This window comes from Streptomyces sp. NPDC002754, assembly GCF_053592315.1.
Genome location: NZ_JBSFVM010000025.1, coordinates 65996 through 86369, shown reverse-complemented (window position 1 = coordinate 86369; position 20374 = coordinate 65996). Strand labels below are relative to the sequence as shown.

Annotated in this window: 17 protein-coding genes and 1 pseudogene; 5 read left to right on the top strand and 13 right to left on the bottom strand. The window is 68.6% G+C overall.

Annotated elements, in window-relative coordinates; genetic code table 11:
• Positions 1–5: 5 nt before the first annotated feature.
• The 5 genes from ACWD2L_RS32340 to ACWD2L_RS32320 all read right to left on the bottom strand — a co-directional run bounded on the left by ACWD2L_RS32340 (position 6) and on the right by ACWD2L_RS32320 (position 6526).
• On the bottom strand, positions 6–377 hold the full coding sequence (locus tag ACWD2L_RS32340) for a hypothetical protein (RefSeq protein ID WP_351333637.1): 372 nt from the start codon (positions 375–377) through the stop codon (positions 6–8).
• A gap of 54 nt (positions 378–431) precedes the next feature.
• Positions 432–728 (bottom strand): hypothetical protein, encoded by a 297-nt coding sequence (locus ACWD2L_RS32335; RefSeq protein WP_351333639.1) that lies wholly within the window; start codon positions 726–728, stop codon positions 432–434.
• Positions 729–781: 53 nt separating this feature from the next.
• A complete protein-coding gene (locus ACWD2L_RS32330; RefSeq protein ID WP_351333642.1) occupies positions 782–2677 on the bottom strand; it encodes an SUKH-4 family immunity protein in 1896 nt (631 codons plus the stop codon).
• A 93-nt stretch (positions 2678–2770) separates the two neighbouring features.
• Positions 2771–3550: an SUKH-4 family immunity protein gene (locus ACWD2L_RS32325; protein ID WP_351333645.1), complete on the bottom strand. Its 780-nt coding sequence runs from the start codon at positions 3548–3550 to the stop codon at positions 2771–2773.
• A gap of 612 nt (positions 3551–4162) precedes the next feature.
• Complete coding sequence (locus ACWD2L_RS32320) at positions 4163–6526, bottom strand: toxin glutamine deamidase domain-containing protein (RefSeq protein WP_351333647.1); 2364 nt, start codon at positions 6524–6526, stop codon at positions 4163–4165.
• A 568-nt stretch (positions 6527–7094) separates the two neighbouring features.
• On the opposite strand from ACWD2L_RS32320, the gene ACWD2L_RS32315 reads away from it, so the two are divergent.
• Both ACWD2L_RS32315 and ACWD2L_RS32310 read left to right on the top strand, forming a co-directional pair.
• Positions 7095–7889, top strand: a complete 795-nt coding sequence (locus ACWD2L_RS32315) for a hypothetical protein (protein WP_351333649.1) — start codon at positions 7095–7097, stop codon at positions 7887–7889.
• 483 nt (positions 7890–8372) lie between these two features.
• Positions 8373–8663, top strand: a complete 291-nt coding sequence (locus ACWD2L_RS32310) for a hypothetical protein (protein WP_351333651.1) — start codon at positions 8373–8375, stop codon at positions 8661–8663.
• On the opposite strand, the pseudogene ACWD2L_RS32305 reads toward ACWD2L_RS32310, so the two are convergent.
• Positions 8642–8914, bottom strand: a pseudogene (locus tag ACWD2L_RS32305) (WXG100-like domain-containing protein); the annotation flags it as partial. The gene ACWD2L_RS32310 and the pseudogene ACWD2L_RS32305 sit on opposite strands and share 22 nt — an antisense overlap.
• A gap of 275 nt (positions 8915–9189) precedes the next feature.
• Between ACWD2L_RS32305 and ACWD2L_RS32300 the strand changes: the two are divergent.
• Positions 9190–11961: an SUKH-4 family immunity protein gene (locus ACWD2L_RS32300; RefSeq protein ID WP_351333656.1), complete on the top strand. Its 2772-nt coding sequence runs from the start codon at positions 9190–9192 to the stop codon at positions 11959–11961.
• Positions 11962–12068: 107 nt separating this feature from the next.
• Here the strand turns inward: ACWD2L_RS32300 and ACWD2L_RS32295 are convergent, their stop codons facing one another.
• On the bottom strand, positions 12069–12527 hold the full coding sequence (locus ACWD2L_RS32295) for a hypothetical protein (RefSeq protein WP_351333659.1): 459 nt from the start codon (positions 12525–12527) through the stop codon (positions 12069–12071).
• A gap of 222 nt (positions 12528–12749) precedes the next feature.
• Here ACWD2L_RS32295 and ACWD2L_RS32290 point away from each other — a divergent pair, with 222 nt between their 5' ends.
• Entirely contained in the window at positions 12750–13787 is a 1038-nt protein-coding gene (locus ACWD2L_RS32290; RefSeq protein ID WP_351333660.1) for a hypothetical protein, read from the top strand.
• A 214-nt stretch (positions 13788–14001) separates the two neighbouring features.
• On the opposite strand, the gene ACWD2L_RS32285 is transcribed toward ACWD2L_RS32290, so the two are convergent.
• From ACWD2L_RS32285 to ACWD2L_RS32265, 5 genes are all read right to left on the bottom strand, one after another.
• The gene (locus ACWD2L_RS32285; RefSeq protein WP_351333663.1) at positions 14002–15378 is read right to left on the bottom strand and encodes a S8 family serine peptidase; all 1377 of its coding nucleotides are present in this window, start codon (positions 15376–15378) and stop codon (positions 14002–14004) included.
• Between the two features lie 92 nt (positions 15379–15470).
• Positions 15471–16883 carry a WXG100 family type VII secretion target gene (locus ACWD2L_RS32280; RefSeq protein WP_351333665.1) on the bottom strand — a complete coding sequence of 471 codons (1413 nt, stop codon included), beginning with the start codon at positions 16881–16883 and terminating at the stop codon, positions 15471–15473.
• Between the two features lie 43 nt (positions 16884–16926).
• Entirely contained in the window at positions 16927–17310 is a 384-nt protein-coding gene (locus ACWD2L_RS32275; protein ID WP_351333666.1) for a hypothetical protein, read from the bottom strand.
• A gap of 296 nt (positions 17311–17606) precedes the next feature.
• Complete coding sequence (locus tag ACWD2L_RS32270; RefSeq protein ID WP_351333669.1) at positions 17607–17999, bottom strand: hypothetical protein; 393 nt, start codon at positions 17997–17999, stop codon at positions 17607–17609.
• A gap of 125 nt (positions 18000–18124) precedes the next feature.
• Positions 18125–19225 carry a hypothetical protein gene (locus tag ACWD2L_RS32265; RefSeq protein WP_351333672.1) on the bottom strand — a complete coding sequence of 367 codons (1101 nt, stop codon included), beginning with the start codon at positions 19223–19225 and terminating at the stop codon, positions 18125–18127.
• A 55-nt stretch (positions 19226–19280) separates the two neighbouring features.
• On the opposite strand from ACWD2L_RS32265, the gene ACWD2L_RS32260 reads away from it, so the two are divergent.
• The gene (locus ACWD2L_RS32260; RefSeq protein WP_351333675.1) at positions 19281–19613 is read left to right on the top strand and encodes a hypothetical protein; all 333 of its coding nucleotides are present in this window, start codon (positions 19281–19283) and stop codon (positions 19611–19613) included.
• Between the two features lie 89 nt (positions 19614–19702).
• Here the strand turns inward: ACWD2L_RS32260 and ACWD2L_RS32255 are convergent, their stop codons facing one another.
• The gene (locus tag ACWD2L_RS32255) at positions 19703–20203 is read right to left on the bottom strand and encodes an ATP-binding protein (RefSeq protein WP_351333678.1); all 501 of its coding nucleotides are present in this window, start codon (positions 20201–20203) and stop codon (positions 19703–19705) included.
• Positions 20204–20374 lie beyond the last annotated feature (171 nt).

Sequence of the window (20374 nt, the reverse complement as noted above, 5' to 3'; positions counted from 1 at the left end):
GCGGGTCAGACCGCCTGCCCCACCCCGATGACGAGCAGCGCGCCGACCATCAGCCACAGCCCCTGACGGCCCATGCCACCCGTGCTCCGCAACGCGAGCCACAGCGCGCCGCAGGCTCCGACCACGCCCACGGCGTTGGCGCCCAGCGCGACCGCGCCGGCGTCGCCGACCGCCTGACCGATGAGCGCCGCGACGGCTGCCGCGAGGAAGACGGCCGCGCACACGATCCCCCGCAGCCGCTCACGCCGCGCCACTTCGGTGACCCTCGCCTGCTCCTCGGCGAGCGCGCGCTCCTCCGGAGGAAGCTCGGTCTCCCACTTCCGCGAGAAGTCCGCCTCCCACTGCAGGCCGGTGCCGTCTCCACCCGTACGTGTCATGCCCGCGACCCTAACCGACCGGCGGTAGGCGGCTCATCCCGAGCCCGTCCGACGTTACGGCTCGAAGTGGTCGGCGAGACTGTTGGTGGCGGCCTCCCAGAAGTGGGCGCCGCCCAGGTCTCGCGGTAGTGCCTCGACGAAGTCCCCGAACTCCTGGAGGGCTGCTTCCAGGGCCTCCTCGCGTACGTCGTCGTCCTCGAGCTCGTCGAGCCGCTCCATTTCCTTGACGACGGCGGCGAGCAGCGCGATCGCGGCGCCCGCGTGGGCGGCCGAGGCGAACTCGTGCGCGGAGGCCATGCCGGCGGCGTGGTCCCAGCCACGGGAAACAAGGCCCCCGTCTCGTCGGTGCACGTCTCCACCCACTCCTTTGAAGGGGTGCGAAGACGGGCGACGACGGCCGGCACTCAGATGACCTCTTGCAGCCCCTCGGTCCACCAGCTGTGCGCTGCGTGCGAGCTGATGGCCCGCAGCCGGTCCTCCAACTCGTCGCGCAGACCGAAGAGTTCGCCTTGCGTGTACGCCATCGGGAAGTGGCCCCGGAGGACGGCCCAGGTCGTGACGAGGCGGACGAAGACGTCCAGGTTCTCAGCCATGAGGTGGGGGGCCTCGTAGTCGACGTTCCACTTGCCCGAATCCCAGTCGGGGTCCCAGTCGTCGGCGGGTGGGGCGTCGTCAGGCAGGTCCGTCTCGGTCCAGTTGTCGTGGCGGGGCAGGCGGTAGACCCGGCCGGTGCTCGCGTGTACGGCGATGGGGCCACCGTTCCAGTCGCCCAGCGCGTACAGGGGCAGGTCACGGATGCGCTGAAGCGATGCCTCGGCCTCTGAGTCGACGCCCAGGTGGATCTCGGCGGCCGCCAGGGCCGGCAGGCCGGTCACGGTCAGGGTGTGGCGGGCGTGGGGGGCAGTGAGGTCCTCGGGGAGGTGTGATTCGGGGAGGCGGGTCATGGACTGCGTACCGAATACCGAGTCCGGGGACGATGGGAAGTCCGCCTGTCCGGGGGCGATATGGCACGGCAGTACGTCGATCAGCGCGGCCGTGTTCGGGGACGGCATGGCGAAACCGAGGAGGTCGTCTTCATCACCGTCATCGGCATCGAGGTCGTCGTCCCAGTCCTCGTCCTCGTCGAACTCGTCGCCCTCGTCCACGGTCCGCGGCCCCCGGAACCCGTCTTCGAACCGTTCGGGGTCGGTGGCCTTGGCCGCGAAGATCCCGCCGGTCGACGCCACCACGACCAGCTCTCCCACCTCCAGCCGGGCCCGCACAAGGCCCGGCTCCGCCGGGAACGGGTCGAACGCGGCCCACGCCCGCAACCGGCCGCCCCCGCCCTGCCACGAAGGTTCACGCTCCCCGAAGGCAGGCACGGAGCCGGTCCACGGGCCGGCGAGCACGTCGCCCGTGGCCGCGTCGAACACCCAGTAACGCGGCGTCGGTCGGGTGTCGTCCCGCGCGACGACCGCCGTCCGGCCCTCCGGATCCCAGCCCTCGGGCGCGAGTTCCAGCCCAGTCACCGGGCCGGGGAACACCCGCCGCGGGTCGACGACGCCCGGCGGCCGCCAGTGCGCCCAGCGCACCACCCACGGCCGGTCCGGGTGCGCATCGGTCACGGCCTCCGCCGTCGCCTCGTCGCCCTGCGCCTGCGCCGCCAGGGCCAGCCAGGACGCCCATTCGTCGAACTCGAAGGTGCGCAGGCCGGCCGTCTCCAGGTCGCTCGCGCAGCTGGCCAACGAGGGGGCCGACCAGGCGGCGAATCGGTCGCGGAAGGCTGGATCCATCCGTACGGCATCGAGGTTTGCGCGCACCACCCCGTCCGCCTCGATGAGGCTGTGCGGCGAGAGCTTCGCCAACAGCGCCGCATCGTGCGCCAGTTCGTGGAAGGACTCGCCATACCGCCCACCCCGCGCGGCGTGCCTGGCCAACGCGAGGACGGCGTAGCGCCCCACGCCGTTCGCCGTCTCGTCGAGCCGGTCCCGCAGCCACTGGGTCATCTCAGCGTGGACCCGACGGGCGTGCCCGCGATCCACCGCGGCTGCCAGTTCGTCTCGACGCGACCAATCGCCGAACCAGACACGGCCGTCCTCGGCGACCGAGATCTCCGATACGTCCAGGGGCAGCTCCAGCTCACCCCCATTGAGCAGACGGGAGAGTTGACGCCACACCTCTACAGAAGCCGAGAACGACTGCGCGAGGGTGAGCGCCTGTAGCGCCCACTCGCGCAGCTCGGCCGGGGAACGGCTCTCGTTGGGCTGCCGCCAGGCCACAATGCGCTCGACCGCTGTCTCCGCGGTGACGTTCTCGTACATGACTGCCGGTTCTCCGCCCTGCCCCTGGACAACTAGTGGTACCGGTGATGCCCACCCAGATCCAGCTCCCCAGCACGGGCCGGCCCTCGCTGCTCACATGACGCTCTTGAGCGTCGCCGTCCACCAGCTGAACATCGCCATGGGGACAGCGCTGCCGAGGCCGACCTCGATCCGCATTGACAGCGTGTCGAGCTCCAAACGGCTTGTGGTCATGCGAAGTTGGGAGCGGATGCCGATGTACCTGGACGCCAAGGTGAGGAACGTGGCGAGGTTGGGGGCGATCCATGTGACGTACTTGTCGTCCTCGGGGCCTTCGACGTCCTCAAGAGTGTTGACCGCCTCGAACGATGGGGTGGTTCGTTCCGGGGCGTCGATGTCCTCGTCCGGGTGCCAGGGGCCGAGCCAGGTGCCGTCGGAACCGGGCGGCAGGCGGTAGACGACCCCAGTGGAGCCCTCGATGACAAGCGTTCCGCCTTCCAGCGAGCCGATGGGAAGAAGGTCGTTGGTGTCGTCGTCCTCGTCGGTGGAAGCGTGCGGCCGCCGGGATGGCGGTGTCAGCTCCAGCGGGTGGCACCGGAAGGCCGGGACACCGACCTCGACGAGGGTCTCCCGGCTCGCATGGTCACCCATGCCCGTAGGAAGATCCACCGGGGGGACGCGGTGAAAGTCCGCGGCCTCGAAGGCGGGGTAGTCCGGGTGCCTGCCGTACGTCCCGGCGTCGAAACCGGGCACCACGTCGCAGGGGAAGGTACGCGTCTCCGGCTTCTCCGGAGGATTTGTGCACGCTGCGGTGAGCGGGTCGGCCATGGCGGACTCGATGGCGAACACGCCGCCGGGCGAGCAGTAGATCGTGAGGCCGGTGAGGCCGTCCATGCGTAGATGCCCCGTAACGAGCGGCAGGCGCCGCGACAGGCCACCAAGATCCGTCCAGAGCGGCAGCGTGAACTCGTTGAAGGTGCCAATGGGACGCGACTGCCCAGGGGCAGGCAGAGGACCGGTACTGGGCCCCGCAAGCGGCCGACCGCTCTCCGCGTCCCAGCCCCAGTGGGGCGACTCATCGGAGACGTACTCGCGTCCGATCACGGCGGGGCGCCCGCCCGGGGACCAGTCCGCGGGAGCTGGTTCGACCTGCTCGATCGGGCCGGGGAGCCAGCCGTCGAACGATACGGCCCCCGGCGGCCGCCAGTGATGCCAACGCACGCGCCAGGGGAGCGCTGTCGGCAAGCCGTCGATTTCGGCAGCCACTTCGGTATCGCCGTGGGCCGTGGCGGCCAGATGCAACCACGCAGCCCACTCCCCCCGGCCCTCAGGACGCACGCCGGCCAGCCACAGCTGCAAGGCGTAGTGGACGGGGAGCGGGAGTTGCGACCGGGGGGCGTAACTACGCTCGGCGGACGCGAGCAGGGCACTGATGTCCGAACTCAAGAACTCCTGGACACTTTCAGGAAATACACCTTCAGGCAACTGAAACTCCCCGACGTTGCATCATTTCTCGTTCTGCGTATCGAGCTGCTGGGCCAGGGCGGCGTACAAATTCTCGACCTTGGACAGGACACGCCCCCTGAACTCCTCATCCATCCGCTCTTCTGCGGGAGTTTTCGGACTCAGATCGTCCACCCCGGACGCAAGAGCGTTAAGGTCCGCCCTGTCCATTTTCCCACCCTTCACCCCATGCTCCTGGGCAATCATCTCACGGGCGACCCTTTGAACATCGGCGCGGATCTCTCGCCTGTCGGCCACGGCTTCACTGTCCACGCGATACGTGGAGCTGTAATAGATCGGCACGTCGGCTGCGAGGTTCTTCTTCAGCAGGGTCGAGCAGTTCGAGGACCCTCGGCCACCCTTTTTATTTCCGCAAGGTTCACGCTCGGTGTAGAGGCCGACGATCTTTCGATCACTGTTTCCGTCCCGGCGGTTTCTTTCCTCGACCCACTGCATGAGATGGTCTTCTGAATGACGCGCCGATATTTCCCCGGGAGAGCCCGTCGGTATGGAGGAGTCGACTACGTACTCTATTTCCCCGTTTCCGTTGTCGACTTCAATGACAGCATAGTTCTTCTCACTGAGGTCGGGGACATGGGGAGAACCACCCAGGCCGTGCTTATTGGCCAGGTCGTTACCGTCCGTCTTCTTGGCCTCCCTACGATTCTCGGCTGCTGCCGAGACCGTGCGATCGGGGGACTCCTTGTAACCGCCCACGCCGTGCCGCTCGTGGAAGGTGTGACTGAGTCGCGCCAAACTACTCACGACATGCATCTGCTCGCCGCGGTTCAGACTGTCAAAGCCTGGGAGAGCCAGCCTGAGCCGCTCGCGGTCGAATGTCATGGGGGTGCCATCGGGCGTCTGACCCGCCGTCCGCCCAAGGACATTCGCAAGGGGGCTGACACCGTCGTTGGCGTCGGGGTGGTTCGGGTCGGCCCACTTTTCGATCTGCTCGTCGACTCGTTCGTGTCTCACCTGGAACACGGGGTTGCGGGCGCGAAGAGCCTGCTGCGCCGGGTCGGGGGGAAGCCCCGGAGAATTCGCATCGCCGGAAGTCGTGGGGCGGAGAATTGCAGGTCCCTCTCGCTCCAGGTAGGGATCCGAGTCGTCGGGATGAGGTACGAGCCCGGGGCCTTTCGGCGGGGTGACATTGCCGTGGTCCGCGCCGGGGGGGCCGGCGGATTGTTCAGGGCTGGTGATGTTGGTGTTGCCCGACTGGGGCGTGCCTGAGGTGGCCGGGTGGGCCTGCGGGGAACCGTTGCCCTCGGCTTGGGAGGACGCCGCGCCGTAGCCGGCCGGGGGCGTGGCCGCAGCCATGGATTCGGGGCTCGGGCCATTGGCCGGGGTGTCGCCATGGGGGCTCGGCGTCGTGGGAGTGGCGGGAGTCGAATCGCTCTGCGGGGAGTCACCGGCCTGGTTCGCTGTCGGGCTCTGGTGCGACTGCGGCTGGTCCTCGTCTTGCTTCTGGTCTTCCTGCGCCTGGCCCTCGTCTTGCTTCTGGCCTTCCTGCGGCTGAGAGTCATCTTGCTTCTGGTCCCCCTGCGACTGCGAGTCGTCTTGCTTCTGGTCCTCCTCCTTCTCCGTGTCGTCCTTCTTCTCCCATGGGGCGTCCATGGTCTGGCCGTTGGGGTCGAAGGGGACGTAGCGGACGCCGGCGGCGCCGGTGTGGAGGGGGTTGGGGCTCACCTCGCCGGTCTGGTGGTCGACCCAGATGATGTTGCCGTTGTGGTTGTAGACGTTGAAGGCGTGTCCGCCTCCGCCGGGCCATTGGACGCCGACGACGGCGGCGGAGCCGGGGCCGGCCTCCTGGAGGTGGTGGGCTATTCGTGCGTAGGGGCCGGGGTGGTCGGCGCCGGCCCAGATCTGGGGGCGGCCTGCCCAGGCGTCGAGGTTGTTGTACGAGTCGCGCTCGGGCGACATCCGGTCGAGCGTGCCGTCATCGTTCTTGTCAGGGGTGCGGGGTGCGGAGACCTGGGGGTCGCCGAACCAGGTCGACAGGCCGGCGCGGGCGTTGTCGAGGCAGTTGTTGGAACGGCCCGGCTCCTGGAGACCGCCGTCGTTCTGGAGTTGGGCCCATTCGCCGTTGGGGTCGGGGTGGCGTTGCGGGGTGCCGTCCTCGTTGCGGGGGACGGCGTCCGCCAGGGCCTGCTGGTGGGCGGGGTCCGGCGTCAGCAGGCCGTGGGGGGCGTGGTTGAGGCTGTCGCGGATCTGCTGGAGGCTCCGGCCCTGCGAGAGAGGGGCCGACTGGTCCTGCTTGGGGGGTGTGGTGTCCGAGGGCTCCTGCGCGGGGGCGGGGTGGCCGTTCGAACTGGGCGGCTGGGTGCCGGGATTGTTGTTCGGGGTCTGAATCGGGACCTGGACCGGCACCTGGTTCTGGTCCTGGTTCTGGTTCTGGTTCTGGTTCTGGTTCTGGTTCTGGTTCTGGTTCGCAGGCTGATGCGGTGTCTGGCTCGGAGCCTGATCCGGCTTCTGGTTCGGGGCCGGGTTCGCCGGCTGGTGCGGGGTCTGGCCTGGAACCTGGTTCGGCGTCTGGCCCGGAGTCTGATTCGGGGCCGGGTTCGGCGTCTGGTTCGCGGGCTGGTTCGGGGCCGGGTTCGCCGTCTGACTCGGGGTCTGGTTGGGCGTCTGGCTCGGAGCCTGATTCGGCGTCTGGCTCGGAGCCTGGCCCGGAGTCTGATTCGAGGGCTGGTTGGGCGTCTGGTTCGGTGTGGCGGAGAGGCCGGGCTGGTTCGGGGTGTTGGTGGTGCCGGGCCTGTTGTTGGTGGGGGTGTTGGGGCGGGGCGTCGAGGGGGTCGTCGGCTCGGGGCGGCGGGTCGGCGTGGGTGTTGTGCGTTGGGGGGTCTCGGTACGGGGTGCGTCCGTACGGGGATTCGTCGTGGGGGTCGTGGGGTTGGGCTGGCGCGACGGGCCCTGATTCGGCGTGGTGGGGGTGTTCGTGACCGGGCCCGGGGTCGCGGTCGGTGCGACGTTCGGCGTCTGGTTCGGCGTCGGTGCGGCGGGGCTCTGGTCGCCGGTGGGCGTCGGGTTCGCCGTGGGTGCGGGGCGGGTCGGGGCGTGGGCCTCCGTGGCCGTGGCGCTCTGCGTGTGGAACGTGGGGCTGGACGACGTACGCGAGGACGAGTCGGAGCCGGTGTGGGCACCGGCACCGACACCGGTGCTCGCACTTGGTATGGAGCTCGACGTCGCGGAGGTGGAGGTGGGTGACGAGGCGTCGGTGGGCGTGGGGGTGCCCACCGACGTCGCCGTCGTCATGGGTTGTTGGGCCTGGGTACGCGGGTCCGTCGCGGTGGACGGATCGTTGCCGCGGTCGGGCGAAGCGGTCTGTGCGGCAGGGCCGTTGGACTCCTGGGTCGGGGTGGCGCTCTCCGATGCCGTGTTGATGCCGTGGGACGGGTCGGACTGCCCGACCGGCGGCGTCGCATCCGGCGTGGGGGTCGGCGCGGGCGACGGCGTGGCCGCGTCCGCATCCACGCGCGCGTGCGGCACCGAGGAGGGCTGGTCCGAGGAGGGTCGCTCCGACTGCGCGGCGGGCGCGGGCGCGGGCGTGGCCGTCTCGCCGCCATTGCGCTGCGCGTCCGTACCCGTCGACACGTCCGGCGTTCCGGACGACGATGCGGCGTCCGGCGTGGACCCCGATCCGGGCGAGGAATCCGGTGTACTCGAGGGGCCTGGGGAGCCTCCGATATCGGTCGACGTGGAGGCCTGCGCCGCGTCCCGCTGCTCGTTGTAGCCCGCGTCGAACGGGGTCAGCGGCCGGTCGGACGACGGCGCCGGGGAAGGAGTCGACGCAGGGGAGGGAGTCGACGCAGGGGTCGGTCCGTCGTCACCGTTCGAACCTGCCTGCCCTCCGACTCCCGTACTGCCATTGCCTGTTGTTCCCGCGCCGCCGGTACCGCCGGTTCCCCCGGAGGCCGAAGCACCGGACGTACCGCCTCCGCCCGCGTCACCCCCGGACCCGGAGGCCCCGGAGCCAGCCCCTGAACCACCGGACCCGGACCCGGAACCTGAACCGCCTGAGCCGACCCCGGACCCACCACCGGACGCAGACCCGGCACTCGCCCCGCCGCCATCCACCCCACCCGACGACGACGAGTTCCCCGCCGCACTGTCCAACCCACCCCGCGCATGCGCCCCGGCCCGCCCCGCACCCCCGTCCCGCAGCGACTCACCCAACGTAGAGCCGAAGTTCTTGAACCCGTCCTCGACCGCCGTCTTGCCCGCATCCGCGGTACGCCCCAGGTTGTACCCGTCCTGCGCACCGAAGTTCTGGTTCACCGTCTGCGCGACCAGGTCCTTGCTCATCTCCTCCAGCGCGGAGACGAACGGCTCCTTCACCGCCTCAAGCGCCGCCTCCATCAGCGCCTGCGCCGCCTCCTTCAAAATCTTGCGGATCGCGACCCGCGAGACCTGCGTCATCGCCGCCGACGCCACCCCCGACAACCCGAACGTGACCACCGCCGTCGCCGCCGCCACCGCGATCTGGATCGCCAGCACAATCAGCTGAATGATCACCGCGATCTTCATCCCGATGATCAGCATCGCCGCGACCTCGAAGACACCCGCGATCACCTCGGCCGCCTGCCGGGCATCGTCCAGATACCCCGACCCGCCCGAGAACTTGTCCCACTTCTCCACGAACGCGTCGATCGACTCGCCGAAATTCTCCGACGTCACATTCCCGGCCGACTGCATCGCAGACACCTGAACGTCCCCGACCTGCGCCCCGAAATCCCGCCACGTCTGCGCGCACTGCATCATGTGGTCCTCATTGGCCGTCGGCCAATCGAAGCCCAACATCTCCAGAATCCACGCCAACTCGTCCGGCAGCATCATCGCCATGGCGGCATCTCCCCCGTGTCGCCGTACATCCGCAGGACACAGGACCCCGTGCACCTCAACAGACGTAATTTTGCACGGAGTTTAACAAGCCGGACCGACAACAGAACAGTCCCACCGGCCGCGCCCGCACCACTGTCAGAGCTCGCCCGTAAGGTGGACAGGCACGTGAAGACGGGGAACCAGGGAGAGTCGTGAGCTGGCAGAACAGCCCCATGGGAGTGCCGGGAGCGCCGGGAGCGGCACAGCAGCACCCCATGGCCGCGCCGCCGCAGCAGGTCGCGTATGAGCCGCATCCGTTCATCGGCGGCCGCGCCTCCGCCCTGCGCGCGCTCGCCGCCTGGCGGGCCGCCGTGCCGGAAGCGCCGCGCGTCGCGCTCCTCACCGGCTCACCGGGGTGCGGCAGTTCGCGCCTACTGACCGGCTTCCTGATGCTCTGCGATCCCGGCCACCGCGAGCGCATCGACCTCGCGCGCCTCGACCCGTGGACGGTCCCGCCGCCGCTCCCCGCGCCAGCAGTGCCGAGCGCCGCGGGACGCACGCCCGCGCAGGTGCTGTGGCTGCTCGCCGACCACTACGGCCTCGACGTCGCGCGCGATGCGGAGGCCTACGAGGCCTTCGGCGCCACCGAGCGCGTGATCGTCGTGCCCGATGTGGACGAGGCCGGTCCCGTACGGGCGGGTCGCGGGGCGGAGCGGATGGCGCGCGAGCTGCTGCTGCCGCTCGCGGGGCTCCCCTCCGTACGACTCCTCGCCGAGGTCCCGCACGCGGTGGCCGCCGAGATGGCATCGGCGCTCCCCGCCGGGACGGCACAGGTCATCGACCTCGACGCACCCGAGCACGCCGACCTCCAGGGCCTCACCCTGCAGACCCAGATCGCGCTCGACCCGAACTTCGGAGCGCCACGGCTGCCGTTCACCGAGGATCCGCAGCTGCGGGCCCGCCTCGCACATGACCTTGCGACGCGCATCGCGACAGGAGCAGGAGCAGGAACGGGGACCGGGATGGGGACGGGCGGCAGTCGCCTCACCGCCCAACTGGCCGTCAATGCCCACCTGTTGGCACCCGAGGCACCACCCAACCCGGCCCTCTTCCCCGCACATCCGATCGAGACCGTCGACATGCACGCCCGACGCCTCGGTGCCGACCCGGCCGCCCTGCGCGCGATGCTGACCCCTCTCGCCCTGGCCGAGGGTGAAGGTCTACCCCTCCCCTTGTGGGCACCGTTGGCCTCAGCGCTGGCCGCGCGCGACCTGTCGCAGGACATCGCCAACGGGATGTCCCTCGCCGGCCCGTTCGTCACCACGGTGAACGACGAGGACGCGACCGCGCCCACCCTCATCACCCTCACCCACCCGGCACTCGGCGAGGCGATCCGCGCCACGCTGCCCGACGTGCGCGTCGCACACCTGTGCCTCGCGATGGAACTCCTTGAGCGGGTCCCCGACGATGGCTGGGAGCAGGCCGACCCCTACGTACGAGACGGCGTCGTCGGCCATCTCCTGGGCGCGGGCCAACTGCCGCGCCTGCTCAAGGACCCGTGGCTGCTGGTGCACACGGACCCGGTGGCGCTTCGTTTCGCACTGGAGGAGATCGCCGCGGACGAGCGCACGCGCGCGGCACTGCCCGCTCCAGGACGTACGTATCTGCGAATCGCCCCGGTGCTGACGCGCACGCAGGCGGGGCCGGAGCAGCGGGCACAGATCCTGGCGTCGGCGTTCGAGGAGGACGGACTGGCGCAGTACGCGCGCGCGTTGGGCTCCGCCAACCAGGACGTGGGGGCCTCCGCCACCGCCACCGCCGGCACCTCGGCCACCTCGGCCACCTCCGGCACCCCGGCACCCGCTTCCCCGCAGCGCACACCCACAGTGGTGGACTACCCGTTGGCGCCGCCCGCGCCGCCCGCGGCAACCCCTCAGCCGGACCAGGCAGCACCCGCTCCCACCCCCGCCTCCCCACCACCCGACCACCCGGCGACGGGCCCTGGCAACACCGCGGTCTTCACCTACGTCGACCCCCGCACCGGCCAGGAGGCCTACGTCACCGCCACCTCGGCGCCCGGCAAGCCACCGGCCGAGTACCAGGGCATGGCACAGCTGGGCGAGTTGCGGGTGCCCGTGGAAAACGTCGTGGCGATCCACACCGACCTGTGCCCCGGCTACTTCCCTGGCGGCTACACGGCGAACGTCCTGGTGTCCACGTTCCCGAAGGCCTCCCACTCGCACGCACACCCCTACGGCCGGGACCGGGCATCGCGCACCGAGGGCATCACCGCCCTCACGTCCCACGCGCGACTGATGGCCCAACTCGCCGGCCAGGAGGCACCACCGCAACCGTCCCGCGCCCCGCTCCCCCACCCCGTACCGCCCACGCATGTCCTGCCGGACGCGCAGCTCGGCCCGCTGCTCACACAGGCCTTCGGCGAGCAGAAGGTACGCCGTTACGCTCCCCAACTCCTGGCCACGGCCCCGCTACCCGACGCGGCACGCACGACGCTGACGGTCGCCGGCCTCCCTGCCGACGTCCCGCTCTTCTTCCTGGCGGACACGGACGCGCCCGGTGTCCCACCCGTCATCGGCGGCATGTTCGCGGACGCCCGCACCCACCTCATCGGCACGGGCGCCCAGTTGTCCCCCGCCGCGGCCGACACCCTCGCCACACACACGCGCATCGGCACGGACGGCATGTTCGTGATCACGGTGCAGCGCGACAGCGGCCAGGTCTGGGCGGCCATGCCCCTGGACGGCAGCCTTCAGTACGTGAACTCCTCGGTGGCCGCATTCGCGTACTCCCTCGCCACCCTCCACACGACACGCGGCGACATGCTCGACGCGCACCCGTACCTGGCAGGCAACATCGTCGCCGACCTCCAGACCCGCCTCCTGGCCATCGACCCGAACGCCCTGTCGGAGCCGGACACCTGGTGGTCCCTGATCATCGAGCAGATGTGGCACGGGCTGTTCTGAACCGAACCACACGTCACCTCACCGGGACGGACGCGAGCCACCAAGCCGAACGGCACTAACGCCGACTCACGCAGAAGTCCCCCTGCAGACGGCCCCGGGCCGGTGTTTCACCCCACGCGCTGCGGCCGGTGCAGCGTCCTGAACTCGCGCCCGCCCGGTGTGGCGATGACGCCCGCACGCTCCGGATCACCCACGAACCAGGCCCCCTTCTCCAGGTCATGCCCCCAGCGCCTGCGCCGCCGCCAGGTACGCGCCGCGAAGACCGGGGGCGCCACCTTGCCGGTTGCCGACCCGGCCGGCACAGTCGCTGCCGATACGGGATCGACCCCTGCATCCGGGGAAAGGCCGAGCCGAACCTCAACAGCCGTTCCCCCACCCACCTTTACGTCCAGCCGCCGCACCGCGACGCCGTACTGCCAGGGCCCGGACTTCAACACCCGGCCGACCATCACGTGCCAGTGCACCGCCTTGGCTGGACCGATCAGGAAGAACGACCACACCATGAAGGCGAACGCCGCGAAGCCCTCTGCGACCTCGGGACCCAAGGTCGCAACGAGAAGCAGCACCAACCACACCACAGCCCTGATCAACGTAACCTTCGGGGTATCCGCCGCAGTCGGTACAGCTCACGACCGTACTCCACGGTCGCGGTGGCCGAGTTCTCGGGCACCGCAGAGCTGAGTGGACTGAGCTCCACAGCAGCGGGTGGCCCACCCCGGGTATTGCCCTCACGCCGAGGTATGCAATGGCGTTCTTTCGTGTGGACCCTAGGCGTTTGCACAGCGCTGGTGACCCTTCTCGCGCTGGTGATGGGCATTCCGCAGCGCCCGGATCTCGTGCAGAGGATCTCCGATCCCGGCTCGGAATACGCCCACGTCCCGGTGGAAAGGGTCAGCGACGTCCAGTTTCACGATCCAAGCAAGGGCCGTGATTACTACACCTCGACGGCAGTCGTCCAGCTTGCCCCTGAGACAGGCGGGACTCCGGTAGTGACTACGGTCCATCCAGTCACTCCCGACCGTCCGCACAAGGGGAGCGAAGTCTCGGTCCTCTACGCCCCGTCCCGCCCTGGGCTAGGCGCCGTCGCAGGAGACCGGGACAGCCTCGGTGCGGAACTAGAAGGCTCCACGATGGGGACTGGCCGCATCTTGATCGTCGGCATCGCCTGGGCTTTCGGGATCGCCCTCTCCGTGGATGGTCTTTCCCTGCGCCACGGGTTCCGTTCCTTCTCGCGGCTGAGCGGCACCGACATGGCCGTACGCGGGACATGCCTGGGGCCCGGCTTCTGGGAGCGAGGCTCCCAGAAGCAGATGTGTCTGAAGGTCGTCACCGCATCGTCCCGCACTGCGCATTTCCTGGCCTCTGTCACAGAGAAGCACGTCCCCAAATCCCTGGCGGGGCAGCCGGTCTGGCTGTGCTGGGACGCCCGCCGCAGCACCGACCGTCGGCAATCATCCTCAGGCGACACTCCGGCTGCGCTGGTGTCCGACCGCGGCTGGGTGATGCACGGAATGCTCAAAGCCGACGACGCGCAGATGGTCGCCCCCGAGGGCCTCTCTGTCGAAAAGACCGCCGCAGGTAACGGCGAGCCGCGCGCGCTGCGGCTCTGGAACCCTCACTCCGCCTGGCTGCTCTATGTGGCACCGTCAGTGCTGATGCTCGCCGTGGTCGCCATCGGTTGTGCCGCACTGCTGACCTTCGACATCACGGGGGTCTGGCGCTGGGTAACCGGGACCGGTGGCGCCCTCATCGGACTGGTTCTCTGCTATCTCGTAACGACTGCTCCGCACTCGTCACACCCCGCGAGCGAGACGAATCCGTCCTGAGCCGTTCCCTGGGCTACTCGAAGAAAAGCACAAAAATCCCCTTACGAAGGGCCCGCCCGGGCCAATTGCCTTGGGTGGGGCCTCGTTTGGCGATAGGGCCGCTACCGGCGGCCGGTCGCTGCACCAGGTACTTCGCTGCGGGAGCAACCTGCAACGCCGCGCGCCCCACGTCCGACGTAGACGCGGGGCGCGGGTGCAGCGCTGATGAAGGTAACTACTGCTGACCGTACGGCGGTTGCGAGGGAGCCTGCGGGTACGAGCCCGGCGCAGGGGGCGCCTGCTGCTGGTACGGGTTCGGCTGCTGCGCCGGGTATCCCTGCCCGGGATACGGCGCCTGACCACCGCCGCCCCAGCCACCACCGGGGGGCGGGGGCGGGCCGCCGCCATTCTTCTTCCGACTGAGCACGATCGCTACGACGATGATCACCAGGACGACAAGGACACCGGCGGCGATGCCGATGATCACGCCCGTACTGATACCGCCGGAATCGGAGTCTGAGGCGCCCGAACCCCTCGTGGCCTCAGGAGCCGGGGATCCGGAACCGTCGGCCTTGGCGATGGACGCGTTCAACTCGCCAGTCTTCAATGGGCCGTTCTTCGAGCCGGCCGACACGTTCTTCGTGAGGGCGGAGTACGGACGGATGAAACCGTAACCGTAGTGTTCGTCGGGGAGCGACGCCCCCTTCGCAGAAGCAGGGAGCCCGGCGGTCTTGACCAGACGGTTGGCGATCTGGCCGGGGGTGAGGTCGGGGAACTTCTGCTTGAGGAGGGCGGCGGCGGCGGAGACGTAGGCCGTGGCATCTGAAGTGCCGGTGTTCAGATCGTAGCCATCAGAGTCCAGGCCAGCAGTGACGATCTTGACGCCTGGGGCAGACAACAGCACGTGGTCGCCGTAGTTAGAGCCCTCCCAGATCGTGCCGTCACTGTCGACAGCACCCACCGTCAGGACACCTGGATACGCACCGGGGAAGAACTCCCGTGACTTTTCAGGACCGACGCCGTCGTTTCCTGAGCCCGCAACGATCAACACCCCGTGGTCCAACGCGTAGGCAATCGCCTTGCGCTCAGCCGGGTCCCCCTGCGGATTCGCGGGGTCGAGTCCGCCCTGAGAGATATTGATGATGGAGGCACCCTTGTCGACCGCGTACTTGATCGACGCAGCGAAGCCGTCCGCCTTCTCGCCCTCGTCTCGGAGTGGAAGAAGCTTGGCATCCGGCGCCAACCCCTTGACACCGGCAGCGCCACCAGCCCCATGACCATGAGCAGCGATGATCGCTGCCATCGCAGTGCCATGCTCAGGCTTGTCCTGGCTCGGGTCTGGCTCGACCGAGGTGTCCCCGTCGACGAAGTCCTTGCCCTTGAGGAACTGGCCAGCGAGGTCGCGGTGGTCCGTCTTGAAGCCGCCGTCGATGACCGCGACCGTGACACCCTTTCCGGTCGCCTCGCTCCAAACCTTGTCGGCAGAGTACGCCGTCAGGGGCCACTGATCGTCCCTGACCTGATCCGCCGACGCCGACGGCGCAGCCGCGAAAAGCAACGCTCCCGCCGCTGCCGCAGCGCCCACCGCGCGCAGCGCTCGCGTGAAGCTCATGCCGTAACACCTTCCCTCGCAGGGCGGGGCCCACAGCCCGAAGGCTGCGAGCCCCGTCTTGTCTTCACCGCATACTTAACCAGTAGGCCTGACTATTCCACGACCTTGGGGTTAACAGTGCGACTGTTCGCCCAGGTCTCCTCGTCCTCGACCAGATAGTCCGGACGAGAGTTGTCACGGCCCTTCTTGTCCTTACCCTTGCCTGTCTGCGCACCGTGCCCAGCAAGACCATTGCGTCCGGCGTTCTGTCCTGCACCGCCGGTCGCTGTCTTCGGCTTCTGGCGCAGGGCGGAACCACCCTGCTGCCCGGATCCCGGCTTGACGACGGACTTGCCGATCTCGCCGCCTTTCGTGCGAGCGAGCGAGTTGCCCTTCAGCCCCTTCGCGGCATCCTTACCGGCGGCTCCCGAACCTGCACCACCACCGAGACCGCCGCGCCCCATAGCGCCTGCGCCGCCACGGCCTGCGGCACCCGCACCGAGGCCTGCACCGGCACCAATCCCACCACCGATCCCCGCACCACCGACACCACCGGCCCCTGCACCAGCTCCAGAGCCAGCGGCGCCACCGCCGATGCCGCCACCAGCGCCAGCCCCGGCGCCCGCACCAACACCACCGGCACCTGCACCCGAGGCACCTCCGAAGCTGAGGTTGCCAGCACCGATCTGCGAACCAGCCGTCGGTTTCTGCGAACCGATACCCCCGCTGATGCCGTCCGCGGTCGGCGACTTCACGCCCTTGATCGAGGAACCCGAGCCAGTGGAGCGACTGAGGTTGCCTGCACCAGCACTACCGGAGGGGCTGGTTACGGAACCAGCGACAATCGGTACGGGAGCGGCGCCGCCGGGCTCACCCGGGTAATCGCCGTCGTCACCAATTCCCCCTCGCCCCGGTTTCCACGACCCCATCGACTGGGCCTGCCCGTTGTAGGCCGTCCCCAGTTGCTCCATCTTCACGGCCATCTTCATCTGCGCCTCGCGACCCTCCGACATGTCGCCTTCGCGATTGTCGACGATGTGCTGCGCAGAAACATTCGAGTTGGAGATGTCCCGGTTCAGGCCGTCCTCGTCCCGACCGCCGTCAGTGAGGCGGTCACCAATGCTGCTGCCACCGCTCGGCTTCTCCATCGCCATGACCTCGGGCTTGATGTCACCCAATACGTTAGCCGCGCTCGTCATCGACGTGGAGACATACGTCGCGTACGTGGACGTGTCATGGATCTTCTTCGAGATCACCTTCGACCGGGCCTGGAACTGATCAGCCGAAGCACCTTCCCAGTCCTTCATCACCTCGGCCACGGCCGCCTCGTAGACGGATTTAACCTCTACGAGCTGGTCGTGCACACCCTTCCAGCCCTGGGCAGCCTCATGTACGGCACTAGGGTCGGAGTTCTGGACCATGGACTTCATCGTGTCCATGTCGTGGTCCTTGAAGTTGGTTGTGTTCTTGCCGGCGTAGCACTGCATCGGCGCCACGTACGTGTAGTCCGCGCCCTTGTCGCTCATCTCTGCCCCGTCTCCCCTTCTCTTCCGCTGCCCGCCCAGTGCGTCACAACATCGACCCGTCTGATGCCCCACCCGAGGCACCACTCGACGACCCACCGGTCGACGCCGACGTGGCTCCATTGACTGAGCTCGCCGTGTCCGCCTCGGCGTCCTGGTACGCGCCATGCGCCCGCTTCGTCTTCGAACCGAAGTCGTCCATCACCGACTCCAGGTGGTCGACGACAGCCTCGAGGTACGTCTTCATCTCGTCATGTGCGGCGGTCAGCTTCTCGGCCTCGTCGAATCCGGACCCCAACGCACCCTTGGGGAGGTACGTCTTGTGCTTGGTATCCGTGTTCGCCTTGCCGAGGTCTCCGATGACCCCGTTCAGCTTTTTGATGACGTTGTCGAGCGCGCTCAGATCGACCTTGTACCCGTCACCGGCCATGCGCTTGGCCCTCCCCGTTCATCCTGCTAGTCCCGTTCTTCCCGTTGGGGGCGATAAGTCCGGTCCCCTGTCACAAGCCTGCCTATAGCTTATCGAACGGCACCCACACCCCGCTCGGTGCTGCCCGTCACAACTCCGCGACAGGTGCGGCGGATACGCTGCCCCATGGGACATAAGCGGTGCAATTACCCCGACCTCGTGTCCCGCTGACCACGTCGGCGCAGAACGAACTCAGTAGGCGAACCGCGTGGACAAGCTCACTGGACGAGCCACGTGGACCAGCTCAACGGACCAGCTCAATAGAGGCTCCAGCCCCGCCCGTCATGACGCGGCCCAGCCTCCCGGGCCGCGCCGCCCCGCTGGCGCCGCTCCTCGTCGATCTCGTCCTGATACGTGGCCAATCGGCGACGCCCCTCGTCCTCCGCAGCCTGCCGCGCGTCGGGCGGCAGCTCCTCCAGTGCACGGAAACCGTCGCGCACCCGGTCGGACAGGGCCTCTCGGTAGGCCGAGTTCTGCATCGCCTCGCGCAATCCCACCCTGCCCGCCAGTACTTCCTTCGCCATCTCCTGGACGACCTCCCCGCCGCCCCCCTGCGCAAGGCGCTGGAGCGAACTACGCAGAGCCCTGGCGCGTGCCGGCTCCCTGGCGATGTCCAGGAACTCCTCGTCCCCGACCTGCTCTTCGGCCATCTGCGGGCCTCCCTTGTTCCAAAATCCGATGCACCAGTGGGCCCGGAAGCGACTACAGCGACCGCGCCGCCGGCCGTCACATACCGCCGGCCCAACACGGGACCTACGACCGCCTCGTACGTCCGTCAAACAGCCGGGTGGTCATAGCTCTCCCCCACCGCAGGCAGCTGGTTGACCGCCACTCCGATGGTTCCGGACAGCGCCGCGGCCGCGGCCACGGCGATCTTCACCGACTGCTCTGCCGCCGAGTAGGCCTCGGTCGCCTGCCCCCACAGCCGGATCACCTTGACGACTTCGAGCGCGGCGAGGCCGTAGCCCACGACGGCCCCAACGCCCGTTTCCGCCAGTAGCGTTCCAGCAGCCACTTCGATCTCGATGAGGATCAATGCGTCCGCGATCGCGGTCAGCACACCCTTGACCAGGTTCAGCGCCTCGTACACCGCAAGGGATATCTCCGAGTAGTGCCCCTGGAGGTCCTTCAGCGACGTGCCGACTTCGGTGATTCTCTTCGCCAACTCATCGAAGTACTTATATGCGGCATCTGCCGCATTTCCGTTCCACGACTGGTCGAGCCGCTGGTTCCCGGACCGGATGTTCGCACCCAAGTCACCAAGGGCGCTTCCCGAGTTCTGCCACATTTCGGCACACTTGGCGTAGGACTCCCAGTCTCCCGCGAACCATCCGAGCGCCTGCTCCAGCGGGTCCTGTTCCGCCTGAAAGACGAACTTGATTGCCTCCAGAGACCAATAGCTGGGGCTGAGCCAATCACTGACCGCCCCGACGGCGTCACTGACCAGACCGTGCGAGTACTCCTCCGGTTTACTCGGAGCGCTCAGTCGGGACGAGGGCTCGGTCGCATCCGAAAAGCTCTGCGTCGCACCACCCCCGCCGTTTCCGGCCGCTGCACGCTGGGCGTCGGGGTAGGTGGCATCCACCTTGGCGGCCTGCTCCGCATCCGTGTCCCGGTAATACGCACCGGAGCGGGTCAACTCCGCTCCGCTTCGATCCAGGAGAGTGTGGACCCGCGACAACGCCTTGCCGGCGTCGTCCATCGCCTGCTCGTGCAACTCCAAAGGCGCCAGCAACAAGCCTTGTTCCGTAGAGGAGTTGCCCAGAGCTCTGCCATATTTCTTGACGTAGTCATCAACAGACTGTGCGTCTTCCGCGGCGCGGTCGACCTGTTTCCCGTAAGCCCCAAGATCCGCCGATTCAACTGCGAAGCTCATCAGCGCCCACTCCCCTCCGATGATTGCCAAAGCGGCCGGAAGGTACCGTAACAACATGCCCAGGAATATCTTCAGCTGGAACTGGCAGGACCAGGATGGCCAGCCACTCGGATCCGATGGAGATCAACAACTCACCAGAGCGAAACGGCAAGCCCTGCGCGCATTGCCCGCCATCACACTGATTTTCGCTGTGTGTTACCTGGCAGTGACCTGTGTGTCACTACTCCGGGGCGAGTTCGACGCATCCACATTGGTCTCGGTAATTCCCGCAGTCGTCGCCGCCTCCCTCGCCATTCGAGGCCGAAAAGCACGCTCTATTCCCCTGTGCGCGGCCGGACTTGTGGTGTTGATCGCCTGGGGAGCGGTCGCCTCCGCGCTGAACGGCTGAACCACGCCCCTCTCGACGGGGCGGACGCCGGCGACTGGGCGGACCGGCGCCGGGACCCACCACCCACCCCGGCGCCCCGCCCCGACCCGTCACCTCCCGTATGCCACCGCCCCCTCCCGCGGCAGCACCACCCACGTCCGCGTGCCGCCTCCGGGCTCCCGTGCGGGCCCGTACCCCCAGCCGCCTCCGCACTCGCGGGCAAGCCGGGCGAGGAGGCGGAGTGCCGTGCGGCGGCGGGTGTCGCACGCTGCGGCGAGGTGGCGGTTGATGTGGAGTGGGTGTCCGTCGTAGACGGTGACCCGCAGGGCGTTATCCCGGTAGCGCAGGGATACGTAGACGTTGGCTTCGGGCGCGAACTGACAGGCGGTCGCCGTGAGTTCGCCGACCGCCTGGAGGGCGGCGTCGAGGATGTCGTGCAGATGGTGTGCTTCGAGGAACGCGCGGGTCGCCGCGCGGGCCAGGGCCGGCGAGGTGAGCGCGGCGGGGAGGGTGAGGCTGTAGGCCAGGTTCTCTGGAAGCGCCGGGCGGCCGTCGGGGCGGGGCGGGCAGGCGATGGGGGTCGTTGCGGCAGGCACCGCGGTTTCGGGCATGGCGAACTCCCTTGCGTATGAGGGTGTTGAAGGGAATGTCGCGGCAGCCGGTGGCTCGTCTCCCTGGCGCGGGCCCGCCCCTCCCAGGGCGGGAGGTTGCGGGCAGGCTCGCGCGATGCACTGCCAACTGCCGTGTGTAGCGTGTGCGTTACTCAATGTAGCGCATGGTGG

Excerpts from the sequence above, each read along its gene's own strand:
- ACWD2L_RS32275 (WP_351333666.1), bottom strand. The coding sequence starts at position 17,310 with ATGGCCGGTGACGGGTACAAGGTCGATCTGAGCGCGCTCGACAACGTC.
- ACWD2L_RS32340 (WP_351333637.1), bottom strand. The coding sequence starts at position 377 with ATGACACGTACGGGTGGAGACGGCACCGGCCTGCAGTGGGAGGCGGAC.
- ACWD2L_RS32325 (WP_351333645.1), bottom strand. The coding sequence starts at position 3,550 with ATGGACGGCCTCACCGGCCTCACGATCTACTGCTCGCCCGGCGGCGTG.
- ACWD2L_RS32280 (WP_351333665.1), bottom strand. The coding sequence starts at position 16,883 with ATGAGCGACAAGGGCGCGGACTACACGTACGTGGCGCCGATGCAGTGC.
- ACWD2L_RS32330 (WP_351333642.1), bottom strand. The coding sequence starts at position 2,677 with ATGTACGAGAACGTCACCGCGGAGACAGCGGTCGAGCGCATTGTGGCC.
- ACWD2L_RS32255 (WP_351333678.1), bottom strand. The coding sequence starts at position 20,203 with ATGCCCGAAACCGCGGTGCCTGCCGCAACGACCCCCATCGCCTGCCCG.
- ACWD2L_RS32285 (WP_351333663.1), bottom strand. The coding sequence starts at position 15,378 with ATGAGCTTCACGCGAGCGCTGCGCGCGGTGGGCGCTGCGGCAGCGGCG.
- ACWD2L_RS32260 (WP_351333675.1), top strand. The coding sequence starts at position 19,281 with ATGCCCAGGAATATCTTCAGCTGGAACTGGCAGGACCAGGATGGCCAG.
- ACWD2L_RS32270 (WP_351333669.1), bottom strand. The coding sequence starts at position 17,999 with ATGGCCGAAGAGCAGGTCGGGGACGAGGAGTTCCTGGACATCGCCAGG.
- ACWD2L_RS32265 (WP_351333672.1), bottom strand. The coding sequence starts at position 19,225 with ATGAGCTTCGCAGTTGAATCGGCGGATCTTGGGGCTTACGGGAAACAG.